The 24,924-nt window shown below is 42.7% G+C and carries 15 protein-coding genes; 12 read left to right on the top strand and 3 right to left on the bottom strand.

The annotated features are described in order from the left end of the window. Positions 1–76 precede the first annotated feature (76 nt). Genes R7E42_RS01770 through R7E42_RS01760 form a run of 3 tightly spaced genes read right to left on the bottom strand, consistent with a single transcriptional unit; the run spans position 77 to position 5,789 of the window. Positions 77–2,725 carry an MlaD family protein gene (locus tag R7E42_RS01770; protein ID WP_017634276.1) on the bottom strand — a complete coding sequence of 883 codons (2,649 nt, stop codon included), beginning with the start codon at positions 2,723–2,725 and terminating at the stop codon, positions 77–79. Further along, positions 2,718–3,968: a paraquat-inducible protein A gene (locus R7E42_RS01765; RefSeq protein WP_318072280.1), complete on the bottom strand. Its 1,251-nt coding sequence runs from the start codon at positions 3,966–3,968 to the stop codon at positions 2,718–2,720. Before R7E42_RS01765 ends, R7E42_RS01770 begins: the two co-directional genes overlap by 8 nt. 24 nt (positions 3,969–3,992) lie before the next feature. After that, positions 3,993–5,789: an ABC transporter ATP-binding protein gene (locus R7E42_RS01760; RefSeq protein ID WP_017634277.1), complete on the bottom strand. Its 1,797-nt coding sequence runs from the start codon at positions 5,787–5,789 to the stop codon at positions 3,993–3,995. A 92-nt stretch (positions 5,790–5,881) separates the two neighbouring features. Here R7E42_RS01760 and R7E42_RS01755 point away from each other — a divergent pair, with 92 nt between their 5' ends. From R7E42_RS01755 to R7E42_RS01700, 12 genes are all read left to right on the top strand, one after another. Then, a complete protein-coding gene (locus R7E42_RS01755) occupies positions 5,882–6,355 on the top strand; it encodes a GAF domain-containing protein (RefSeq protein WP_005377433.1) in 474 nt (157 codons plus the stop codon). 97 nt (positions 6,356–6,452) lie between these two features. Beyond that, entirely contained in the window at positions 6,453–7,079 is a 627-nt protein-coding gene (gene proQ / locus R7E42_RS01750; RefSeq protein ID WP_005377435.1) for an RNA chaperone ProQ, read from the top strand. Positions 7,080–7,096: 17 nt separating this feature from the next. Continuing rightward, positions 7,097–9,103, top strand: a complete 2,007-nt coding sequence (gene prc, locus R7E42_RS01745; RefSeq protein ID WP_017634279.1) for a carboxy terminal-processing peptidase — start codon at positions 7,097–7,099, stop codon at positions 9,101–9,103. Between the two features lie 194 nt (positions 9,104–9,297). Next, the gene (locus tag R7E42_RS01740) at positions 9,298–9,963 is read left to right on the top strand and encodes a hypothetical protein (RefSeq protein WP_033905322.1); all 666 of its coding nucleotides are present in this window, start codon (positions 9,298–9,300) and stop codon (positions 9,961–9,963) included. A 226-nt stretch (positions 9,964–10,189) separates the two neighbouring features. Beyond that, on the top strand, positions 10,190–12,796 hold the full coding sequence (gene pepN, locus R7E42_RS01735; RefSeq protein WP_213966971.1) for an aminopeptidase N: 2,607 nt from the start codon (positions 10,190–10,192) through the stop codon (positions 12,794–12,796). A 65-nt stretch (positions 12,797–12,861) separates the two neighbouring features. Then, entirely contained in the window at positions 12,862–13,080 is a 219-nt protein-coding gene (locus tag R7E42_RS01730; RefSeq protein ID WP_005377440.1) for a DUF2835 domain-containing protein, read from the top strand. Between the two features lie 201 nt (positions 13,081–13,281). Further along, entirely contained in the window at positions 13,282–18,123 is a 4,842-nt protein-coding gene (locus R7E42_RS01725; RefSeq protein ID WP_213909943.1) for an NAD-glutamate dehydrogenase, read from the top strand. Positions 18,124–18,434: 311 nt separating this feature from the next. After that, positions 18,435–19,445, top strand: a complete 1,011-nt coding sequence (gene pyrD / locus R7E42_RS01720) for a quinone-dependent dihydroorotate dehydrogenase (protein ID WP_017634281.1) — start codon at positions 18,435–18,437, stop codon at positions 19,443–19,445. 168 nt (positions 19,446–19,613) lie between these two features. Next, complete coding sequence (locus tag R7E42_RS01715; protein WP_005377444.1) at positions 19,614–20,156, top strand: cell division protein ZapC; 543 nt, start codon at positions 19,614–19,616, stop codon at positions 20,154–20,156. A 486-nt stretch (positions 20,157–20,642) separates the two neighbouring features. Next, positions 20,643–22,763 (top strand): bifunctional 23S rRNA (guanine(2069)-N(7))-methyltransferase RlmK/23S rRNA (guanine(2445)-N(2))-methyltransferase RlmL, encoded by a 2,121-nt coding sequence (gene rlmKL, locus R7E42_RS01710; RefSeq protein WP_238844459.1) that lies wholly within the window; start codon positions 20,643–20,645, stop codon positions 22,761–22,763. Between the two features lie 21 nt (positions 22,764–22,784). Then, on the top strand, positions 22,785–23,027 hold the full coding sequence (locus R7E42_RS01705; RefSeq protein WP_017821808.1) for a glutaredoxin family protein: 243 nt from the start codon (positions 22,785–22,787) through the stop codon (positions 23,025–23,027). Next, a complete protein-coding gene (locus R7E42_RS01700; protein ID WP_005377449.1) occupies positions 23,005–24,924 on the top strand; it encodes an ABC transporter ATP-binding protein in 1,920 nt (639 codons plus the stop codon). Before R7E42_RS01705 ends, R7E42_RS01700 begins: the two co-directional genes overlap by 23 nt.

The raw sequence follows: 24,924 nt of genomic DNA, 5'->3' as shown, positions 1-24,924 counted from the left end.
GAGCAATAAAAAAGAGCAGCGATTGCTGCTCTTTTAAGGTACTCAAACTTCAATTGTACGTGAATTGAGCTTTATTCTACGGCTTAGGAATCGCAGTACGCCATTGAGTCCAACCTTCTTCAGCTTGTGGATACAAAAAGAAAGATTGCCCACTTTTTGCCGCTGGTGGAATAGTCGATTGCTCTGGCGTTGAAAACGCAATTCCTCCGCGAACTAAACTATCAAATGTGCCTGCTTTGATGTTCGCGCCAGTAAGCCCGATGGAGACATCTACTCCTGAAACATTCCAAAACACGCTGTTTTGACGAACGAGGTAAGCATATTCAGGCTGTATTTTGATAGTCGTGACGATGCGATCAGCAAATTCTCCTAGGCTTACGTCGGTCACTTGGCCAACTTCCATCTGGCGGTAAAGAATAGGGGTACCGACTTGTACTGAGCCTCTTTGTTCACTTTGTAACGTAAACATGATTCCATGCACGCGTTCTGAACTATTTTCTAACTGAAAATCAAATTTGGCTTTACCTTTACCTGGTTCAACACTGATGGATTTCGACACCAACGCTCCGAGGTTTTTAACGCCACCTAAACCAATTTCTGGTTCAGTTAGCCAAAAATGTGAACCTTCAACTGCAATGTTTTCTACGTATTCAGGTAGGATTCTTGCAGTGACTTCAACCATGTTACGACGAAAATTCGGTACAACCAGAGTGATTTCACCAACTTTAACACCTTGATATTCAATCGGCATTCCTTTAGCAATCTCTTGCGAACCGTCGGTTTCTAAAGCAATGACGCGCCCAAACTTGCGAGCGGTTTTTTGATCAGAATACAGCTTCCAGTTTTCTCCGATTTTGTTTTCAACGCCTGGTACGGAGTCAAAAGCGATGCCACCTTCGATTAACGATTTTAAAGGGTGCGCTTTCACACTAACTCCGGCTAATGATGCATCTATCTCGATCCCTGAACGATTCCAAAAAACGGTTTGTGGCGTTACAAGATAAGCGAAGCGGTTTTCGATGGTAGCCTTAATTAGTACTCCGCCATCAACTAGTTGGAAATCGGAGACGTTACCAACTGGAAGATTACGATAGAGTAGAGGACTGCCTTTGGAAATCGGCGGCAATTCAGAAGCAAATAGTGTTAGCGCCCTAGAGCCACTTTGATTGTACTGCGCCAATTCAGCCAATGATTCATTTTGGAACAGCTGATACTCTTTTTGAATATCCTGCTTGCCTTCGCTCACAAAACTAATTGACCCGGTTAACAACTGCTTTGCTGGAGGAACGGTAACGCTGAGCCCGGATTCAGTTAACTCTGCTGATGCACTGCCGGTTACATAAAAACGATTGTTTGATTTGATCAGATGTTTGTATTCATGGTCAATCAATACATCCATAAATACTTCGTGTTGTGATTTTTTATCTTCCTTAACTAGGCCCACTTTGATGATTGAACCAACAACGATGCCTTTATAAAGTACATTGGCACCGCTATCTAGGCCAAACGAATTGTCGGACACCAACCGAATCGCGATGGACTTTTCTTGCTGTTGGTTAAACACGTTTTTACGAATGGCAGTAAAGCGGCGAGAGCGTTCACCTGCGCCCGGCACGATCGTTAAGAAGTTTCCTCGCACTAAATTAGCAATGTTTTCAACACCAGAAAGGGACACTTTTGCTTCTTCTAAAACAAATCGAGTACCTGTCGTCAGCATGTCACTAAAAGCGGGTTGAATTGCCGCTGACGCCAATATCACTTCTCGGCCTTCGGAAAGGCTCAAGTCCGTAACTTGGCCAATTTCGATTCCGCGATACATAATTGGAGCGCCTTCTCCGCTGATCTTGCTGTCATCAGGTAGGACGATTTTAACCGCGATGCCTCGACCAGCAGTTTTCAAATCTTTATACAAACGGAACTCGGTGTTCTCTTCTACAGGCTCACCATCATCCGGAGAGTCGACGGCGATGGCGCCACCTAGTAAGGCACTCATGCTTTCTAGTCTTACATCGACACCTTCAAAACCGATGCTGGCACCAATTCCACTGACGTTCCAGAATCGACTGCGGTTGTTAATGATATGTCGGTATTGATCCTGAATGTTGGCTTGAATAGTGATAGATTTTGCATCTTCATCTAGCTGGTAACTGTACACTTCACCGATTGGGATTTTCTTATAAACAATTTGAGAGCCAACCGATACACCACCTAAATCACGGCTTTTGAGCTTAATATTCAAACCTTGAGAAACGCGTAAATCTGTTGGGGCAGAGTCTAACGCATGGAATGTTGTCTCAAACTCTTGACCATCTCCGGGTTGAATCGAGATGTAGTTACCTGAGACGAGCGCATCCAGTCCGGAAACTCCCGTTAGGCTAGCTGTTGGTTTTACTAACCAAAAGCGTGTTTTATCGTTCAGTAACTTTGCAGCTTCAGGATAGATATCAGCATCGACATAAATACTGCCGAGATCTTCGGTGAGGTTAATGTCTCTTACCATGCCGACTTCTAATCCTTGGTAACGGATAGTGGTTCGGCCGGCGACAAGACCAGCGGCATCAGAAAAATAGATTTGCACTCGTTGTCCTGCATCGTGTATCGACTTCACAACAAGCCAGCCAGCTAAGACCATGGTCAAAATTGGCAACAGCCAAAGAGGAGATATGCCTTTACTCCGCTTTACATCTGGTACGTATGACGTTTGAGAACTGTTCTGATCACTCATTCATTGACTCTTTTTCTGATTGTTTTGGGCTTGTTTGGTCCCAGATTAGCCTTGGATCAATACTTTCTGCTGCAAGCATGGTCAATACAACGACAACACCAAATGCTACCGCGCCATATCCTGGTGTGAAATCCAGTATCTGACCACGATCGACTAACGTCATCATGATAGAAATAACAAACAAATCCATCACAGACCATTTACCGATCCATTTAACAACAAAGTAAACCATCATTCGTTGTCTCTTAAACACCGAACGTTTGAATTGGATGCAAAGCATGATGTAGGCGAGCCCAAGTATTTTAATCACCGGTACAACGATACTGGCAACAAAAATGATCGCAGCGATTCCATACATGCCGCTTTTTACCAAACCAGCCACGCCTGAAAAAATAGTGTCCTCCAAACGCTTACCATTGGTAAGCAAGATGGAAATAGGGATCAGGTTAGCAGGGAAGATGGCGACCGTTGCTGCGATGAGGTAAGCCCATGTTTTCTGAATGGAGTTTGGCTTACGATGATATAACTCGTGATGACAACGCTGGCAATGGTCACCTTCAGGTTGGGACAAGTGGCATTCATGGCAATGCACATCTTTATGCTCAAAAGCATATAAACTTTCTGGCTTCCAAGCTTCCCAATAACGACGCACGCTGATTCTTGAAACTAACAAAACGGTAAATATCTGCAAAAGAACCAGACCAATTAACCCTGGACCGACGAAAATGTCGGAATAATCTTGGAGTTTAAAACAGGAAATGGCGATGCTAACTAAGAACACATCCAACATAACCCAATGCTTGAAATGTTGAATTAGCCACAGTGAGATACGAAGCCCACGGAACCATCGTTGATGTAAAGAAATATGCGCCGTTACCACTGAAACACAAACCGTCAGTGGCGCAAGAGAGCTACAAAATAGAATGAGCAATGAAAGAAGAACAAATCCTTCTTCCATCAATGTGATCATCCCTGAAGGTAGGGTTGCCGGAATCATCACACCAAAGAGTCGGATGCTAATAAAGTTAAAAAAGTGCGATGGAATAAATAGTAGGATGCAGGTTATCGCGACGGCTAGATTACCAGAGAGGCTAGGGCTACCTCCGCGATATAATTGCGTACCACAACGAGGGCAGTGTGCATTTTTGCCATGGGGTAAGTCGACGATGTCGACAGGCAATTCACAACCTTGGCACAAACGTACGTTATTGGGTTGCATGGCGTGCTTAGACAGAGAGGTCATAACGACCTCTCTAGCTTGAACGATTTAAGCGTGGGACTGTATGCCCCCATATAAGGTTTGATATAAGCCTTCTTGCTCAACTAACTCACCATGAGTACCTGTTTGCGTCACTTTCCCATCTTCAAGCACGTAGATCAAATCGGCTTGTTTAACAGCGGATAGTCGGTGCGCAACGATTAATGTTGTTCTACCACGTAAGAACTCGGTCAGTGCTTTGTGTAAAGCCGCTTCAGTAGCGGTATCTAGCGCAGACGTGGCTTCGTCTAAAATTACAAATTGAGGATTACTCAGCACCATTCTGGCAATGGCAAGCCGTTGTCGTTGACCTCCTGACAAACGAATGCCATTACGACCAACTTGAGTATCCAAGCCGTGGTTAAGTTGAGAAATTACATCTTGCAGCTGAGCCACTTCAAGCGCACGCCAAAGTGACATTTCGTCAAAATTACCACCAAGCGTTAGATTATGCCTCAAGGTGTCGTTAAATAGTATAGGTTGCTGTAATACCACGGCAATTTTGTCGCGAATTACTTCAAAGCCAATATCTTCTGTTAATTCATCATTAAAGCGAATGCTACCGGAGTTTTGACGGTAAACCCCAATAAGTAATTGTATCAAGGTCGACTTACCACCGCCGCTTGCACCAACTAACGCCACTTTCTTTCCTGCCGGCATATGTAAAGAAAGATTATCTAGGACTTTGTTTTCATTATTGTAAGAGAAATTAATGTTTTCTACTTTAACGTCAACTTCTCTACCTTCTTTGAAAGGATTTACCTTAGGAACCGGTCTCTGCTCTTCTTCTAACTCTAATAAGTCGTTGATGCGTTTTAATGCGGCTTTAGCGCTGTACCAAGAAAACTGAATCCCAAGCAACTCTTGAACAGGAGACAGCATGAACCATAGGTAACCAAAAACGGCAAATATTTGGCCAATAGTAAGGTCACTGAACATGACCATTAACATTGCGACAGCTCTGAATAATTCAAAGCCGATCAAAAAGAGAAGGAAAGAAACGCGACCAGCCGCTTCAGATTGCCAAGCATACTTGTCTGCATCAACGCGAACTTGGTTCGCACTGTCTTTGAGTTGTTGGAGGAATTCTCGCTCTTTATTGGCTGCGCGTAGTTGGTAGATTCCATCTAATGTTTCAACCAAACGGTTTTGGAAAATTTCAAAAGAATGATTTTCCTTCCGTTTCAGATGTTTAACCATACTGCCTAGTTTACGTGAGAAGTAAATGACAATAGGGTTAACTAACAGGATAAACAGACCAAGTCGCCAATCGAGCCAAAGTAGAACGATAGCAGTACCAATAACAGTCAGAAAACTGATAACGAATTTTGCTAACGTAGAACCAATAAATTTATCAATGGTCTCAATGTCAGTGATAAGGTGTGCGTTGATTCCTCCGCTACCTTTGGTTTCGTATTGTCGGATGCTGATACGGCCGAGTTTGTCGATCATTTTACTGCGCATCTCAAACGTGATGGTTTTTGAAACAAGCGTAAATTGTCGGCTTTGAAGGATATTTAATCCTTGGCTCGCAGCTCGCATAAGAACAACCAAGAACAGGGTGAAGAAAATATAGCCTGTCGGAGTGTGCCACGCTTCAGGGAGAATGGCATTCATGGCATCTAAGCCTTTTGCAGGTTGGTCCAATAAGACCTCATCAACCATCAAAGGCATGAGGAGGGGAATTGGAACACTAATCAAGGTTGCAAGCACCGCTATCAAGTTCGCTATGATCAGCTTGGACTTGTGCTTTTTTACTTGTGTTATCAACCAAGAACGGCTAATAGTGTCATTTTTCAGAAGCATTGTAATTGAGAATAAGTCCTATTATAAAGTAGGGCTGCATTTTAGCGCCATACATTGAGAATGGAAGCTTTTATAGTAAGTAGGAAGTTAATATGAACTTAGAACAATACCAAAGACTAACCAAACAAGCTGTTGCTCTAATTGAGTCTGAACCAGACTTTATTGCGAACCTAGCAAACTTGAGCTCATTGCTTTTCATGGAACTTGACGATCTTAACTGGGCAGGCTTTTACCTAACAAAAGGTGAAGAGCTTGTTCTTGGTCCGTTCCAAGGAAAACCAGCTTGTGTTCGTATCCCAATGGGTCGAGGCGTCTGCGGTACTGCTGCACAAACTAATACTATACAAAGAGTATACGACGTTCACGAATTTGAGGGGCATATTGCGTGCGATGCAGCGAGCAATTCAGAAATTGTGATTCCATTTTCTATTAATGGAAAGGTGGTTGGTGTACTTGATATTGATAGTCCAAGTATTGGCCGATTTAATGAAACAGACGAAGAAGGTCTCACTCATTTCATGGTTGAAGTAGAAAAGCTGCTTAATTCACACGCGAACGACGCATAAATTAGCCTTCGAGTGTGGTTTTTCCTTGGCATGTCACTATAATACGAGAATATTTTTTCTTAATGCTCGCGGAAATCCGCTCAAATCAGGACCCCTCATGACTGAAAAGTTAAAAAACAGCAAAGAAGTTATTGCATATATTGCTGAATGTTTCCCTAAGTGCTTTACTTTAGAAGGTGAAGCAAAACCTCTGAAAATTGGTATTTTTCAAGATCTTGCGGAACGTCTAAATGAAGACGAAAAAGTAAGCAAAACACAGCTTCGTGCAGCGTTAAGACAGTACACTTCATCATGGCGTTACCTACACGGTGTAAAACCAGGTGCAGTACGTGTAGACCTAGATGGCAACCCTTGTGGTGAGCTAGAAGAAGAGCACGTTGAACACGCGAAAGCGACACTTGCAGAAAGCAAGGCGAAAGTTCAGGCTCGTCGTAAAGAACAAGCACAAAAAGCTCGTGAAGAGGGTAAGGCGAAAGCGAAACCTGCGGCTAAAAAGCCTCAACAGCCTCGTCGTACTAATAAACCAAAAGTACAAAAACCAACTAAGCCTGTAGAAACGCGCGCTCTAAATGCTGATGAAATCACAGTAGGTAACGCAGTTAACGTGAACATGGGCAAAGGAAACATGGCAGCGACCATTGTTGAAATCAATAAGGATGATGTACGTGTTCAACTTGCTAACGGCCTACAAATGGTTGTGAAAGCGGAGCACTTGCGCGCATAAAGGAGATACTCCTACGCATGAATTGCCGTTCAAAAGTGACCCTGATTGCTGCTAGCTTATGGCTAGCAGCATCAGCTCAGGCTCTTGAAGCCAAACTACATAAAGATGACTTGCCAGTTCTTTCTCCTGAAGTTCAGCATGAAACAGCTAGCAAACGAGTCACCTCGCGATTTACCCGCTCTCATTATAAGCACTTCAGCCTCAATGATGATTTCTCTAAAGCGATCTTTGAACGCTATGTAGAGTTGCTTGATTACAATAGAAATATTTTCACTCAAGCAGACATCGACTCATTTAAAAATTGGTCAGTCGAGCTTGATGATCAGCTTAAATCGGGCAACAACCAAATTGCTTTTGATGTTTACAACCTCTCAATGCAGAAGCGTTTCGATCGCTTTGCTTATGCGTTAACTCTACTCGATGAAGAGATCAAGTTTGATACCGATGACGAGATAGAGTTAGACCGCTCTGAGGCCGCATGGCCAAAAGACGAAGCAGAGCTTAACGAGTTGTGGCGCAAGCGTGTGAAATATGACGCGTTAAATCTGAAACTGACTGGCAAAGAGTGGCCAGAGATTAAAGAAGTTTTAGAGAAGCGTTATAACAACGCGATGAAGCGCATCACACAGACCAACAATGAAGACGCATTTCAGTTGTATATGAATGCCTTCGCGCGACAGGTTGACCCTCATACAAGCTACCTTTCTCCACGTAATGCCGAGCAATTCCAATCGGAAATGAACCTTTCTCTAGAAGGCATCGGTGCCGTTTTGCAAATGACAGACGATTACACAGTAATTCGTTCACTTGTTGTTGGCGGTCCGGCGTCGAAGAGTAAGCAACTTGGTGAAGGGGACCGAATCACTGGTGTTGGACAAGACGGTGAAGAAATTGTCGACGTGATCGGTTGGCGTCTGGATGATGTTGTTCAGTTAATCAAAGGCCCGAAAGGCACAAAGGTTAATCTACAGATCTTGCCAGAAGGTAACGATGCGAAGAGTTACATTGTCACAATTGTTCGTGACAAAGTTCGCTTAGAAGATCGTGCGGTTAAGTCAGAAATCATCGAAAAAGACGGTAAGAAGATTGGTATTTTAGAAGTACCAAGTTTCTACGTCGGCTTATCGAAAGACACCGATAAATTACTAGCTGAGTTGAAAACCAAAAACGTTGACGGCGTAATCGTTGATCTACGTAACAATGGTGGTGGTGCGCTAACAGAAGCGACGGCATTGACAGGTTTATTCATTAAAGAAGGCCCTGTAGTTCAAGTTCGTGACAGCTATGGCCGCATCAAGGTGAATGCCGATACCGATGGAAAAGTGAGTTATGATGGCCCATTGACGGTATTGATTAACCGCTACAGTGCTTCAGCATCTGAAATTTTTGCAGCGGCAATGCAAGATTATAATCGTGCAATCATCTTAGGTGAAAACTCTTTCGGTAAAGGTACAGTTCAGCAACATCGTTCACTGAATCATATTTATGATCTGTTCGATAAAGAGCTAGGTTATGTTCAGTACACGATTCAGAAATTTTATCGTATTGACGGTGGAAGTACGCAAAATCGTGGTGTTGCACCAGATATTTCGTACCCAACGCCAATTGAGGCTTCTGAAACTGGTGAAAGTGTTGAAGACAATGCTTTACCTTGGGATCAGATTGATAAAGCACAATATCAAACGTTTCCAAGTAACGACGCCTTAGTTGAAAAACTTACTGCTCTTCATAACAAGCGTATTTCTGATGAGATGGAGTTCCGCTTTATCAATGAAGACATCGAGAAATATCGTAAAGAAAAAGACGATAATACTTTGTCTTTGAACGAAAAAGTTCGTAAAGCTGAATCGGATAAAGCGGAAGCCCTTCGATTACAACGCATAAATGAACGTCAAGTTGCTTTGGGTAAAAAAGCATTCAAAACATTGGATGACATACCAAAAGACTACGAGGCTCCTGATGTTTATTTAGATGAGTCTGTCGCGATTATGGTCGATCTACTTAAGCAGGAAAATCAGTCATAATAACTGGCAATTTAGAATAAAAAGAGTGAGTCTTTCAGATTCACTCTTTTTTTATGCCTTTTTGTCTTCCGCTGTCTCGATATCGAGCAAGATATTCGCTTATTTTCCCCCAATAATTTACGTGATCTACATCTAAAATTTCGCGAAAGTGAGGACTACTGGCTAAGCTAAAAGAAAACGATAAGGATGCCGATATGAAGTGGTTCTTTATTTTACTTAGCTTTTGCTGCTTTAGTGTGTTTGGTGGAGAAAACACCAGAGAAGATGAATTAAGTCACTTTGACACGCCGTTTCTCATCGGAGACTGGTATTTAATGAACCCAAACCCCGAAGAGTCGGCTGAAAACTTTCGCGCGATCAAACTCTCATTAGGTTCTGACTACAGCTTTTCTATTGATATTCAAAAGAAAGACTATTCCGTTGACCATTGGGAAGGGCTGTATAACGCAAATGAAGACACCATCGTTCTTGGTTTAAACACCGACGAGCCTCAAATTTATGCCTATCGCAACAACCATAATACGCTTGATCTTAATGGTGTAACATTCACTAAGGGATTATCCAATTCACTTGCAGGTATTTGGTCTAGCTCTCACGTATCTGGCGACGGTCTTGTGGCAAACAACATTAATCAGATGGATTTGATACTTCAACCTGATTTCGTGTTCATGTTTAGGGTTTCGAACGAAGAAGGGGATGAGGCCATCAAACAAGGTGTGTTTTACACAGAAGATGAGTTTCTGGTTCTGTTGTATGAAAATGGCGAGCATGGAACCACGTATAAGCTCAACAAGAATGAGCTAACGATCGAAGATTCCAATGGTGATATGTACGCCGTACTCAATAGAGTTACGCCATGATGCCTTTAACATGCGCCAAATTACGCGTGCGTACGGTAAGTCATTAATGTTGTTTAAATGTTAATCAAAAAACGGAGCTAGAGCACTAAAAGCTCCGTTTTTTGATGGAAAGACTTGTATTCTGATACCACAACCCCTACAAATAGCTTATATAGTGATACCAGAACTGCATTTTTGATCATGCAGTCTGGTATTTTTGTTGTTCGACATACAAGGATTTATGCTCATGTCTCAAGCTCCCCAGGCCAAATATCGTAAAGATTATAAAGAGCCATCTCATGCGATTACTGATATCGATCTTACTTTTGATCTATATGACAATGACACAATCGTTACGGCGATATCAAAAGTTGCTCAAAAAAGCGATACAACAACGCTAGAACTCGATGGCGAAGGGCTTGAGCTACGCGCTGTAAAAGTAAATGGTGAGGATTGGGCTCATCACGAGGTGAAGGAGTCATCGCTGGTACTGACCGATCTTCCATCCGAGTTTGAACTTGAAATCGTCACCAAAATTGATCCTGAAGCGAATACAGCACTCGAAGGTTTGTACAAATCAGGCGGCGCATTTTGTACTCAGTGTGAGGCTGAGGGCTTTCGCCGTATCACGTACTATCTAGACCGTCCGGATGTTCTAGCAAAATACACAACAAAAGTGATCGCAGATAAAGCTGCTTACCCATATTTGCTGAGCAATGGTAACCGAATTGCAGAAGGCGATGCAGAGAACGGTCGTCACTGGGTTCAATGGCAGGATCCGCATCCAAAACCAGCTTACTTGTTCGCCCTTGTTGCAGGCGACTTTGATGTATTGCGTGACAAATATACAACGATGTCAGGTCGCAGTGTTGATTTAGAAATCTTTGTTGATAAAGGTAACTTAGATCGTGCAGGTCATGCGATGACATCGCTGATCAACTCGATGAAGTGGGATGAGGAACGCTTTGGCCTGGAATACGATCTGGATATTTACATGATCGTTGCTGTTGATTTCTTCAACATGGGTGCAATGGAAAACAAAGGCTTGAACATTTTTAACTCAAAATATGTTCTGGCGAACGATCAAACTGCGACAGATCGTGATTATTTAGGCATCGAAGCTGTGATAGGTCATGAGTACTTCCACAACTGGACTGGCAACCGTGTCACTTGTCGTGATTGGTTCCAACTAAGTCTAAAAGAGGGCTTAACCGTATTCCGTGACCAAGAATTCTCTTCTGACTTAGGCTCTCGTGCTGATAACCGTATTGATAACGTACGTATTATTCGTGGTCCTCAATTTGCGGAAGATGCAAGCCCAATGTCTCACCCGATTCGTCCTGACAAAGTCATTGAGATGAATAACTTCTACACGCTAACGGTGTATGAAAAGGGCAGCGAAGTTATTCGCATGTATCATACACTCCTTGGCGAAGAGGGCTTCCAAAAAGGAATGAAACTTTATTTTGAACGTCACGATGGTACCGCCGCGACGTGTGAAGACTTTGTTTCTGCAATGGAAGATGCCACCGGTGTTGATTTAAAACAGTTCCGTTTGTGGTACAGCCAATCGGGTACACCAACGCTACGCGTAAATAGCGAATACAACGCTGATGCAAAAACTTACGCACTAACGGTAGAGCAATTTACGGAGCCGACGCAAGACCAAGCAGAAAAACAAGCGCTGCATATTCCGTTCGATATCGAGTTGTATGATTCGAAAGGTCAAGTTATCCCACTGATGAGTAACGGTGAATCTGTTCATAACGTGCTGGATATTAAACAAGATAAGCAAACGTTCGTATTTGAAAATGTCGAAGAACAGCCAGTGCCATCTTTGTTGCGTGAATTCTCGGCACCAGTCAAATTAGAATACGATTACAGCGATGACGAGTTAGTCTTCTTGATGAAGCACGCAACGAACGATTTTGCTCGATGGGATGCTAGCCAAATGCTATTGGCTAAATACATTCGTCAGAATGTGAAAAATGTTCAAGCGGGACAAGAAGTATCGCTTTCTGAAGGTGTGATAGATGCTTTCCGCGGTGTGCTGTTGGATGAAACGCTTGAGCCAGCTTTCTGTGCTCAAGTTTTCTCTATGCCTTCAATCAATGAGATTACTGGTTGGTACCAGCAAATTGATATCGATGCCGTAGACAAAGTGCTAAACAGCATTACAGTGTCACTTTCTAAGGAATTAGAAGATGAGCTAAGTGCGACTTATCACACGCTTAAGCAAACAGAGTATACGATCGACCATGCTGCAATTGGCAAGCGTGCTTTACGTAACCGTTGCCTTCAGTACCTAGCATATACGGAAAAAGGTAATGATTTAGTCAACGCGCAGTACGCATCTGCAAATAACATGACAGATACGATTGCTGCGATGAGTGCCGCAAATAACGCTCAGCTCGAGTGTCGTGAAGCACTTATGGCTGATTATAGCGATAAATGGAAGCACGATGGTTTGGTTATGGATAAGTGGTTTGCACTTCAAGGTAGCAATCCTGCAGAGGATGCTCTTGAAAAAGTAAAAGCAACCATGAACCACGAAACATTTAGTTTGAAAAATCCGAACCGTACGCGCAGCTTAATTGGCTCGTTCTTAAGTGCGAACCCTGTACGTTTCCATGATAAATCCGGTGTAGGTTACCAGTTTGCCGGTGAAATTCTTCGCCAACTAAATGATTCGAACCCACAAGTAGCTTCTCGAATGATTGATCCTTTGCTTAAGTTCCGTAAATACGATGAAGCTCGCCAAGCAATGATTCGTGCAGAACTTGAAAAGCTCAAAGCAATGGATAATCTTGCTAAAGATCTATTCGAAAAAGTGACTAAAGCACTAGACGAATAGTAAACAAAACAATAGGGTGGTCATTTAGACCACCTTATTTGTTTATGTCACTTAGTTTTCACTTCATGAACTATTACTACTTCAATCTCAACATTTCATATCAAACGTTTTTATCTCATTATTCTGGTGCGGCAAGTGTTGTTCAAGTTGTCACACACAACGGTTTGCGTTTGCAGTTACCCGCCGCGAGATTTAGACCATTTCTTAGTCAATTGGGCGTTAGAGGCCAGTTTAGACTAACAACTGACCAAAATAATAAGTTTCTTAAGTTAGAAACTCTGTGATGTATTGTATTTGCAGAGAGTTAAATAGGAATCTTAGTCACAGAATCGGACATTTCACCTCTTACCACTACGATTAGTTGTTAAACATTTGTAATTATGCTTTTACAATGGGCACATGCATTACCTATGCTTAGTTTCTAAGGTAACAACCTAGCTACTAAGTCCCCCTACAAAACAACAATTCTAATGTGGAGTGTGAATATGACCGCGCGTGAAAATGTAGTGCCGGTTCTGCTTGAAAAGGTTTACCAACTGATTCAAGACAAACTCGAGCTTTCTCACCAAACGCTTGTAACTAAACTTGCTCAACACTTATTCAGTAACATTGCTGATGATGATCTAATTCAGCGAAACGAATCCGACCTTTATGGTGCTGTCGTTAGCCTTTGGCACCATATCAATGAAAAAAAACCAGAAGAGATTTCGGTTCGAGTATTTAACCCGACCGTAAGTCGTCAAGGCTGGCAATCCACACACACAATCGTAGAAATTGTTGTTCCAGATAGTCCATTCTTAGTGGACTCAGTCAAAATGGCTTTAGCACGTTTGGATCTTGTTTGTCACCTAATGTTGAATAACCCAACACAGATTCAGCGTGATAAAAAAGGCCAAGTTACAGACGTAAACGGTGAGGGTGGTGTTCTTCAATCACTTTTCCACATAGAGGTAGACCGCCTTACTAGTAAAGACGAGATGCAAGCGCTTAAAGAAGAGCTGTTAAGAATTCTATCTGATACTCGCTTAGTCGTTGATGACTGGAAGCAGATGGTTGATAAGCTTAAGTTTGTTACTGATGAACTTGAGAAAAATAAAGATCGTGTTTCTATCCAAACTGATCGTATGGATGAAACGATCGCATTTCTTCGTTGGCTAGAAGATCATAACTTTACCTTTATGGGTTATAAAGATTATGACTTAAAAGAGGTCAATGGTGATACCGAACTTGTTCCTGCTAAAGAAAAAGGACTAGGTCTGTTTGCTGATGACAAGCGCGTGCGTAGCGTCAAGCTCTCTGAATTATCAGATTCAGCGCGATTAGAAGCGAAAAAACCATACGCTCTGATCATCACCAAAGGTAACAAAGCATCTCGTATCCACCGTCCAGCTTATACTGATTACATCGGTATTAAAAAGTTTGATAAAAACGGTAAAGTAATAGGTGAGCATCGCTTTACTGGTTTATATACCTCCGCCGTTTACAACCAAGCGGTACAAAGTATTCCTCTGATCCGTGAAAAAGTTGACCGTATCCTTGAAGCAAGTGGATACCGCCACGGATCATACTCATACAAAGCATTGCACAATATCTTAGAAAACTACCCACGCGACGAGTTGCTTCAAGCTAATGAAGAAGAGCTGCTTGAGGTGGGAATGGGTGTTGTACAAATGCAAGATCGTGACTTGCTGCGTTTGTTTGTTCGTAAAGACCCATTTGGTCGTTTCTTCAGTTGCATGGTTTATGTCACTAAAGATCGTTACAACACAGAATTGCGTCGTCAAACTCAACGCATTCTTAAGCAGTACTTTGGTTGCGAGCAAGAGGTTGAATTTACAACGTACTTCTCAGAAAGCCCACTAGCGAGAACACATTACATTGTTCGTGTAGACAATAACAACATTGACGTAGACGTGAAAAAGATCGAGCAAAATCTAATGGAAGTTTCTACCTCTTGGGATGACAGACTAAAAGAATCCATCATTGCTAACTTTGGTGAAAGTAAAGGCCTTCCTCTTTCAAAAGAATATATGAGTGCGTTCCCTCGCTCATACAAAGAGGACATGATGCCAGGTTCTGCGGTTGCAGATATCGAGCGCTTAGAAGCGTTAAGTGATGATAATAAACTTGGCATGTTGTTCTACCGACCTCAAGAAGAGGGTGCAGATTCCAAAGCTGTCCGCTTAAAGTTATACCATCGCGATGAACCAATTCACCTTTCTGACGTAATGCCGATGTTGGAAAACCTTGGTTTGCGTGTGATTGGCGAATCGCCATATGAGATCGAGAAAAACAACGGGCAGACTTTCTGGATCCTTGACTTCTCTATGCTGCATAAGAGCGAGAAAACCGTTGACCTTCGTGAAGCTCGTGATCGTTTCCAACAAGCATTTGCTGCCATTTGGGCGGGTAATCTTGAAAGTGATGGTTTCAACCGATTGTTATTAGGTGCGTCGTTATCTGGCCGTGAGATTTCCATTCTTCGTGCTTACGCACGATACATGCGCCAAGTAGGCTTCCCATTCAGTCAGCAGTACATCGAAGACACGCTAAGCCACTACCCAGACTTAGCGACAGGTCTAGTCAAGCTGTTCACCAAGCGATTTGATCCGAAACACAAAGGCAGCGAGAAAGGCCAAAACGATCTAATTAAAAAGCTAACAGAGCAGTTGGATCGTGTAGAGAGCTTGGATGATGATCGTATTATTCGTCGTTATATTGAAATGATCATGGCGACGCTTCGTACCAACTACTACCAAGTAGACGAGAATAAGCAGCCTAAGCCTTGGTTATCTTTGAAAATGAAGCCAAGCGATATTCCTGAGATTCCGCAGCCTGTACCTGCATTCGAGATCTTTGTTTACGCACCAGATATTGAAGGTGTTCACCTTCGTGGTGGAAAAGTGGCTCGTGGTGGTTTGCGTTGGTCAGATCGTCAAGAAGACTTCCGTACGGAGATTCTTGGCTTAGTAAAAGCGCAACAGGTTAAGAACACTGTAATTGTACCAGTGGGTGCAAAAGGCGGCTTCGTTTGTAAACGCCAGCCATCTCTCACCACTCGTGATGAAATTTTTGCGGAAGGTCAGCGTTGTTACAAACGCTTTATCCGTGCACTGCTAGATGTGTCAGATAACATCATTGAAGGAGAGGTGGTACCACCACAAAACGTTGTTCGTCACGATGAAGATGACCCATATCTAGTAGTGGCTGCCGATAAAGGCACAGCAACCTTCTCAGATTTGGCAAACTCTGTTTCTGCAGAATACAACTTCTGGCTAGGTGACGCATTCGCTTCAGGTGGTTCAAACGGTTACGATCACAAAGCAATGGGTATCACCGCAAAAGGTGGTTGGGAATCTGTTAAACGTCACTTCCGTGAAATGGGCATCAACTGTCAGACCACTGATTTTACTGCAATCGGTGTAGGTGATATGGCAGGTGACGTGTTCGGTAACGGTATGCTGTTATCGAAGCATATTCGATTGCAAGCTGCGTTTAACCACATGCATATCTTTATTGATCCAAATCCAGATTCAGCCAGCAGCTGGGAAGAGCGTAACCGCTTGTTTAATCTGCCAAGATCTAGCTGGGAAGATTACAACAAAGACTTGATCTCTCAAGGTGGTGGCATCTTCTCTCGTCGATCAAAATCGATCCAGTTGACGCCAGAAATTCAGAAAATGTTAGGTACTAAGAAAGCATCTTTAGCGCCTAACGATCTGATAAAGATGATCTTGAAAATGAAAGTCGATCTGCTTTGGAATGGTGGTATCGGCACTTACGTTAAATCATCGACAGAAACTCATACAGATGTTGGCGACCGTGCTAACGACATGCTGCGCATTGACGGCCGTGACTTAAGAGCCAAAGTGGTTGGCGAAGGTGGTAACTTGGGTATGACTCAGCTTGGTCGTATCGAATACGCACTAACTGGCGGTCGAGTGAACACGGACTTCGTTGATAACGTAGGTGGCGTTGACTGTTCGGATAATGAAGTCAACATCAAGATCTTCCTCAATGGACTGGTTTCAAATGGCGATCTTACGGTTAAGCAACGTAACCAAATTCTAGAGTCTATGGAAGACGAAGTGGGTGAAATTGTCTTGGATGATGCTTACCGTCAGTCGGAGTCGATCTCTGTTACTGAACAGCAAGGTGTTGGCATTGTTAAGGAGCAAATTCGATTCATCCACACTATGGAGAAAGCAGGGTACTTGGATCGTGCTCTCGAATACATTCCTGATGATGAAACGCTAATCGAGCGTGAAAAACAGGGACTAGGTCTGACTCGCCCTGAGCTATCAGTGTTAGTTGCCTACGGTAAAATGGTACTTAAACAGCAACTTGTTACGGATGAAATCGCAAATGATGAATTCCATGCAAAACAACTTGTTGAATATTTCCCAAGTGCGTTACGACGTAACTATAAAGATCAAATGGTTAATCACCCACTGCGAGCTGAAATTATCGCTACAGCATTGGCTAACCAGATGGTTAATGAAATGGGCTGTAACTTCGTTACTCGTTTGCAAGAAGAAACTGGTGCAAGTGTTGTCGATATTGCCAACGCTTACAGTGCGGCTAGAGAAATCTTTGATTTAGAAGCAATCCTCAAGCAAACTCGCAAACTTGATAACGTTGCGACAGCGCAAGCTCAATACGAAATTATGTTTTACGTGCGCCGAGCACTGCGTCGAATTGCACGCTGGTTGCTTCGTAACCGTAGCGGCAAATGCACGGTCGGTGAGTTGATTGCTATCTACAAGCAAGATGTCAATGTTATCACTGAAACCCTAGACACTATGTTAGTTGAGTCTGAAGTTGAAGAACACAATGACTTGGCTCAAGGTTGGATAGAGAAAGGGGTTGAAGAGAAACTCGCTCACCAAGTTGCCCGCTTATCAAGCTTACAATCTGCACTGGATATTTCATCAGTGGCAAGTGAAACAGGTAAAACGGTTGAGCAAGCATCGAAACTCTACTTTAACTTGGGTGACCGTTTATCGTTGCATTGGTTCTTGAAGCAAATTAATAGCCAAGCCGTTGATAACAACTGGCAAGCACTTGCAAGAGCGGCATTCCGTGAAGATCTGGACTGGCAACAACGTCAACTTACCGCTCAGGTACTGACTTGTGGCTGCTCAACCGAAGAGCTTGATGTGATGGCTGCGTTAGAAGATTGGATTGAAACTAACGAGCAATCGTTGCACCGCTGGGAGAGTATCTTAAACGAGTTCAAAGTTGGCTCAGTACACGAATTTGCTAAGTTCTCTGTAGCACTTCGAGAGCTAGTACTTTTAAACCTCAACTGCTCATCGAAAGAGTAGTGGAATAATCAAGTCATAAGTAAAAGCCTCGTTATTTAACGGGGCTTTTTATTATCTATTATTCACATTTGGAACGAAAATAGTTACATTGTCACATTGAGTTGAAATTAAAACAGAGTGAAATCGATTGCTTTTAAGCGGTTAGTTACGATTTTTATAGCAGAAACTTGATTGTAATTGTTTGTTTTATATTTGAAAATCTTATAAAGATATAGGTTTTTACTTATTACGTTCATTTTCATTGAATTACGATGAAAAACGGTAAATAATATTGTCCCGTTTATACGGGGCTTTTTTCTTTCGGAGGCACAATGCTTTACCGTCTAGCCAGAACTGGCTTTTTCCAACTCGATGCCGAGAAGGCACATGATCTTGCAATCAAGAACTTCCAACGCTTTAACGGCACACCACTTGATCTCTTTTACCGCCAACAGTTACCAACTCGTCCAGTTGAGTGTATGGGTCTAACATTCCGTAACCCTGTTGGTCTTGCGGCTGGTTTAGATAAAAACGGCGAATGTATTGAAGCATTTGATGCCATGGGCTTTGGCTTTGTCGAAGTCGGCACTGTAACGCCACGACCACAACCAGGTAATGATAAACCACGCTTATTCCGTTTAGTGGAAGCAGAAGGGATCATCAACCGCATGGGCTTTAATAACCTAGGCGTTGATAATTTGATCGAGAATGTTAAACGAGCAAAATTCAATTGTGTTCTCGGAATTAATATCGGTAAAAATAAAGATACGCCAATTGAAAAAGGGGCAGAGGACTACCTGATTTGTATGGAAAAAGTGTATGAGTATGCTGGCTATATTGCAGTAAACATCTCATCGCCAAACACTCCAGGTCTTCGTTCACTTCAATATGGTGAAGCGCTTGATGAACTGCTTTCCGAATTAAAAGCGAAACAAGCGGAGTTATCAGAGAAGTACAACAAGTATGTCCCGTTAGCATTAAAGATTGCGCCAGATTTAAGTGACGATGAAATCTGCCAAATCTGCGATTCTTTATTGAAAAACAATATAGATGGTGTGATCGCGACTAACACAACTTTGGATCGCACGATCGTAGAAGGGATGAAACACGCCAATGAGGCAGGTGGCTTGAGTGGTCGCCCTGTGCAATCACGCTCTACGGAGGTCGTACGTAAGCTTCATGAAGAGCTTGGAGACAAACTTCCAATTATCGGTGTTGGTGGTGTAGATTCCTATGTTGCAGCCAAAGAAAAGATCATGGCAGGCGCTAAACTTGTTCAAGTCTACACTGGCTTTATTTACCACGGCCCAGGTCTCGTACGTGATATTGTTAAGAATCTTTAACATATACATCAAAAACTACTGAAAAATCAGTACCTGTTACATAAAAAAGAGGACTTTGTTTCCTCTTTTTTTTTATCCGTTCGTTTGTAGAATTTAAAAATCACGAGTAGGTAATTAAGCGTCTTACCTCTTTACCACTGATTTAACTAGTCAAGAGAGAACGGAATAATGCTTAAACCCAGCGACAAATGGAATTGGTATTTTGACGAGCAAAAAGCTTGCTTAATGCTGGATCTGGGGGAGGAAATGATTTTCCAAACCAATCTATCCCGAAAATTGTTGGTTAACTGTGCCTTCTCAAACAGTGAATTTACCGTTGATGACGCCAGCGCATTTCAAACGTTTAATGAGCGCATTCGCTGTCTCGATATCAGTGAATATCGCCAAGCTGAATTAACACTGTATTGTGTTGCTGCAAAGCGTTTTCATAAACCTGTACAGCCTAAGAGCTGGTTCTTCGATGCACAGTCCTCTGATTATGAACCTCAAGAAGGGGACATGGTCTTTCTCACAAATCAATATTCTGATGGTATGTTCATCGTTCTAGAACCAGGCGAAACATCGAGCTTATGTGCTTATGTTAACCAAGAAGCCTTTGTTCTTGATGGCAATAAGGCGCTTCAATTTGGGCAGCCGATTAAAGTAATGCATGATCGCATGGCTTGTGCAAACCACCTCTTTGCAATGACCCCTATGGCAATGGTGGGTTAAAGCTGTTTAATTTTTCTTTATTTCGTTCCTTTGTTTGCCTTAATCGACCTTAGTGGGTCGATTTTTTTTGTCCTTTCCTCTGACACTCCAATCCGAAATACCATGAAACTGTTTGTTTTCTATGCATGCAAACATGAAGCTGGTCACTTTTATTTTACTTATTTCAATTTGATTACTCCTTTAATTAGGCAACCTAGCGCCTAAAACAACCCTATTTATTCCCCTATAAAGGGTATTTGTAAGTAATTTACATCAATCAATCCTCACTGGTATATACCAAAATGAGCGTAAATAAGTATTCACTTCTTCTAAAGGAAACAAAATACGTTCATGAATGAAAAACATTCAAACTAAAGATGTTGAAAGTTTTAGATCATTTGAGTGGTGATGATTTGAACTAACGGGTGGGAAAATACCTTTAAAAACGAGGCATTGATCGTAAAGTCAGGTATAATTGAAGCCATTTTTTATCAGCGAAAGAACACTATGAATCAATATCTCGCGGTAACTTCAAATGGCATGGAAAATTTGCTTGTTGAAGAACTGACTAAACTAGGCATTGAAAATGCGAAACCAGTACAGGCAGGCGTAAAATTTAAAGCGACAAACGAACAGGTTTATCGCTGTTGTTTGTGGAGCCGTTTAGCGTCTCGATTTGTACGTGTTTTATCTGAGTTCACGTGTAACAACGACATGGACTTGTATCTATCCACTTCCACTATTAACTGGGTTAACCAATTTCATAGCTCTAAACGCTTTGTTGTGGACTTTAACGGCACAAACCGTGAGATTAGAAATAGCCAATACGGGGCTATGAAGGTCAAAGATGGCATCGTAGATTGCTTTGAGAACAAAGGCTTGCCACGTCCTAATATCAGCAAAGAACGCCCAGATATTCGTATTCACGTTCGTTTGCATAAAGATAAAGCGTTGCTTGGGGTAGACATGGTAGGTAGTGGTCTTCATCAGCGTGGTTATCGACCAGAATCGGGTCGTGCGCCATTACGTGAAACGCTTGCTTCTGCGATTATCATGCGTTGTGGCTGGGATGGGCATCAACCATTACTCGATCCAATGTGTGGTTCTGGTACTTTGCTTATTGAAGCGGCGATGATGGCAGCCAACATGGCACCTGGCGTTAAGCGCAAACAATGGGGCTTCGAAGTTTTGGAAGACTTTGAACCGGAGACCTGGGCTGAGATTAAATCAGAGGCTAATGTTCAAGCTAGACGAGGTGTCAAGAAAGTTGACGCTAAGTTTTTTGGATTCGATAACGACCCCAAAGTATTAAAAGTCGCTCAAGAAAACGCCCGCAGAGCAGGTGTTGAAGAGTTGATTGAGTTTGCGCAAGGTGATGCTGCAACTATTACTCGTCCCGCAGGATTTGAACACGGTGTTATCGTTTCAAACCCACCTTACGGTGAGCGTCTAGGAACTGAGCCGGGGCTGATTGCGCTCTATACCGCATTCGGTGGACAGCTAAAATCTGAGTTTGGCGGATGTAAAGCATCTATCTTCTCTAGCTCAGACGAGCTCTTGAGTTGCCTTCGTATGCGCGCTGATAAACAGTTTAAATTGAACAATGGTGCGTTACCGTGTCACCAAAAGAACTACAGCATTGCCGAGCGCAGCGCTGATGAAGTTAAAGGTGCAGATACTAACGTTCAAATCGCACCAGACTTCTCAAACCGTTTGAAGAAAAACATTGGCAAGATTGGCAAGTGGGCTCGTAAAGAGAAACTAGACTGCTATCGTATCTACGATGCAGACCTTCCAGAATACAACGTAGCGATCGACGTGTACGGCGGTCAAATTGTGATTCAAGAGTACGCAGCACCTAAGAACATCCCTGAAGAAAAAGCCAAGCGTCGTCTAACGGACATTATCCGTGCGACGATTCAGGTGACCAGTGTCGAAGCGAACAAAGTTGTACTGAAAGTTCGTGAGAAGCAGAAAGGTCGAAGCCAGTACCAAAAATTAGGTCAGGTATCAGAGACGCTCGAAGTAAACGAGTACGGTGTGAAGCTGATCGTGAACCTTCATGACTACCTAGACACAGGCCTGTTCTTGGATCATAAGATCACTCGTCGTCGTCTTGGCGAAATGGCACAGGGTAAAGATTTCCTTAACTTGTTTGCTTACACTGGTAGTGCAACAGTGCACGCTGCAGTTGGTGGTGCGCGTTCCACTACAACTGTCGATATGTCAAACACCTACTTGAACTGGGCGAAAGACAATATGCAGCTTAATGGCTGTGTAGGGCGCCAACATAAATATGAACAAGCGGACTGTTTGCAATGGCTAGAAAACGCAAAAAGTGAGTACGACTTGATCTTTATTGACCCACCTACGTTCTCTAACTCTAAGCGTATGGAAACATCATTCGATGTACAACGTGACCACATTAAGCTAATGAAGAACCTCAAACGTTTACTGAGAAGTGAAGGCACAATCGTATTTTCAAATAACAAACGTCACTTCAAGATGGATGAAGAATCACTCGCTGAATTGGGTTTGAAGGCTCAGAATATTTCTTCTCAAACGTTACCATTAGATTTTGCGCGTAATAAACAGATTCATAACTGTTGGCTAGTAACGCACGCGTAGTATAAACAAAAGGATTAATACGTGCTGATATTGTATAGCACGGAGGGATGCCATCTTTGTGAGATGGCATTTGCTCTAGTAGACCAAGTCGGTTTGGCCGAGCAAACAGATATCATTGATATTGCGTTCGATGATGTACTATTTTCTCGTTACGGCGTCACAATACCCGTATTAAAATATCAAGATTCTGAGTTGAACTGGCCGTTTGACTTAGAACAACTCACACATTGGTTGGATAATAATGGCATTACTTACCATTCATAACGCACAACTTGCATTTGGTGACCACCCATTGCTAGACAAAGCGGAGTTCGCTCTTCAAGAAAACGAACGCGTTTGTTTAGTTGGTCGTAACGGAGCAGGTAAGTCCACGTTAATGAAAGTGCTTGCCGGCGACATTTTGTTGGATGATGGCAAGATTCAAATAACTCAAGACGTAGTAGTTTCTCGGCTTGAACAAGATCCACCGCGCAATCAAGAGGGTACGGTTTACGAATACGTATCTGGCGGTTTGGCTGAAATCGGCGAACAATTGAAGATCTATCACGATCTTCTCGATCTTGTTGCTCAAGACCCAAGTGAGAAGAACATTAACCGTTTGGCGAAAGTTCAAGAGCAACTTGATCATTCTAACGCTTGGCGCTTTGATGACCGTGTTAAGAACGTACTTGGCGCTTTAAAACTAAGCCCAGAAACCAAACTGACCGATCTATCCGGTGGCTGGCAACGTAAAGCTGCTTTAGCTCGTGCGCTGGTTTGTGATCCTGATGTATTGCTTCTTGATGAACCAACAAACCATCTCGATGTGACAACGATCGAATGGTTAGAGAACTTCTTAAAAGACTTCAAAGGCTCGATCATCTTTATTTCTCACGACCGTGCATTCATCAAGTCGATGGCGACACGCATCGTTGACTTAGATCGCGGTCAATTAGCTTCTTTCCCTGGTAATTACGAACAGTATTTGAATGACAAAGAAGAAATGCTTCGCGTCGAAGAAATGCAAAATGCTGAGTTCGATAAGAAACTAGCTCAGGAAGAAGTGTGGATTCGTCAAGGTATTAAAGCACGTCGTACTCGTAATGAAGGCCGTGTTCGAGCCCTTAAAAAACTTCGTGAAGAGCGTCGTGACCGTCGTGAAGTTCAAGGTAAAGTTAACCTAAACATCGATGATGCTTCTCGTTCAGGTAAGATTGTATTTGAAGCAGAAAATGTATCTTTTGCTTACGAAGGCAAGACAATTGTCGACGACTTTAGCTTTAACATCATGCGTGGTGACCGTATTGCACTTATCGGACCAAATGGCTGCGGTAAGAGTACGGTACTTAAATTGCTACTAGGGCAATTGGAAGCGCAGTCTGGTCGTTTACACTGCGGAACAAAATTAGAAGTCGCGTACTTTGATCAGTACCGAGAGATTTTGGATCCAGAAAAGACAGTGATCGATAACTTAGCGGATGGGAAACAAGAAGTAATGGTTGGGGGACGTCAGCGTCATGCGCTGAGTTATCTCCAAGACTTCTTATTTGCACCTAAGCGCGCCAGAACCCCGGTTAAGGCACTTTCCGGTGGTGAGAAAAACCGATTATTGCTAGCCCGTATCTTGTTGAAACCAAACAACTTACTTATTCTTGATGAACCAACTAACGATTTGGATATCGAAACGTTGGAACTTTTAGAAGAAATGCTTGCCAATTATCAGGGTACATTATTGTTAGTGAGTCACGACCGTGAGTTCGTAGACAACACAGTAACAACCAGCTGGATTTTTGAGGGTAACGGTATAATCGAAGAGTTCGTTGGTGGTTATCATGATGCTAAACAGCAGCGTGACCAAGTTCTTGCTTCGCGCAGTCAGGTTGAAAAACCAACGAAGAAAGAGAAAGTGGTTGAGGAAACTCCCAAAACTACGCAACCTAAGAACAATTCGAAGAAGTTATCGTATAAGCTGCAAAGAGAATTAGAGGCTCTACCAGCTAAACTTGAACAATTAGAGTCGGATATCGAGAGCCTTCAGGAGCAAGTGAACGATCCAGAGTTCTTTGCTAAACCTGTAGAGCAAACTCAGCCGGTATTGGAACAGCTTGCTGCACTAGAGCAGGAGTTGGAAATCGCATTCGAGAGATGGGAAGAACTCGAAGCAATGCAACAGGATAGTTAA

Origin of the sequence: Vibrio sp. Vb1337 (genome assembly GCF_033338715.1) — a bacterium.
In the GTDB taxonomy this organism is placed as follows: Bacteria; Pseudomonadota; Gammaproteobacteria; order Enterobacterales; family Vibrionaceae; genus Vibrio; species Vibrio alginolyticus.
This window is presented reverse-complemented; position numbering and strand designations above follow the sequence as displayed.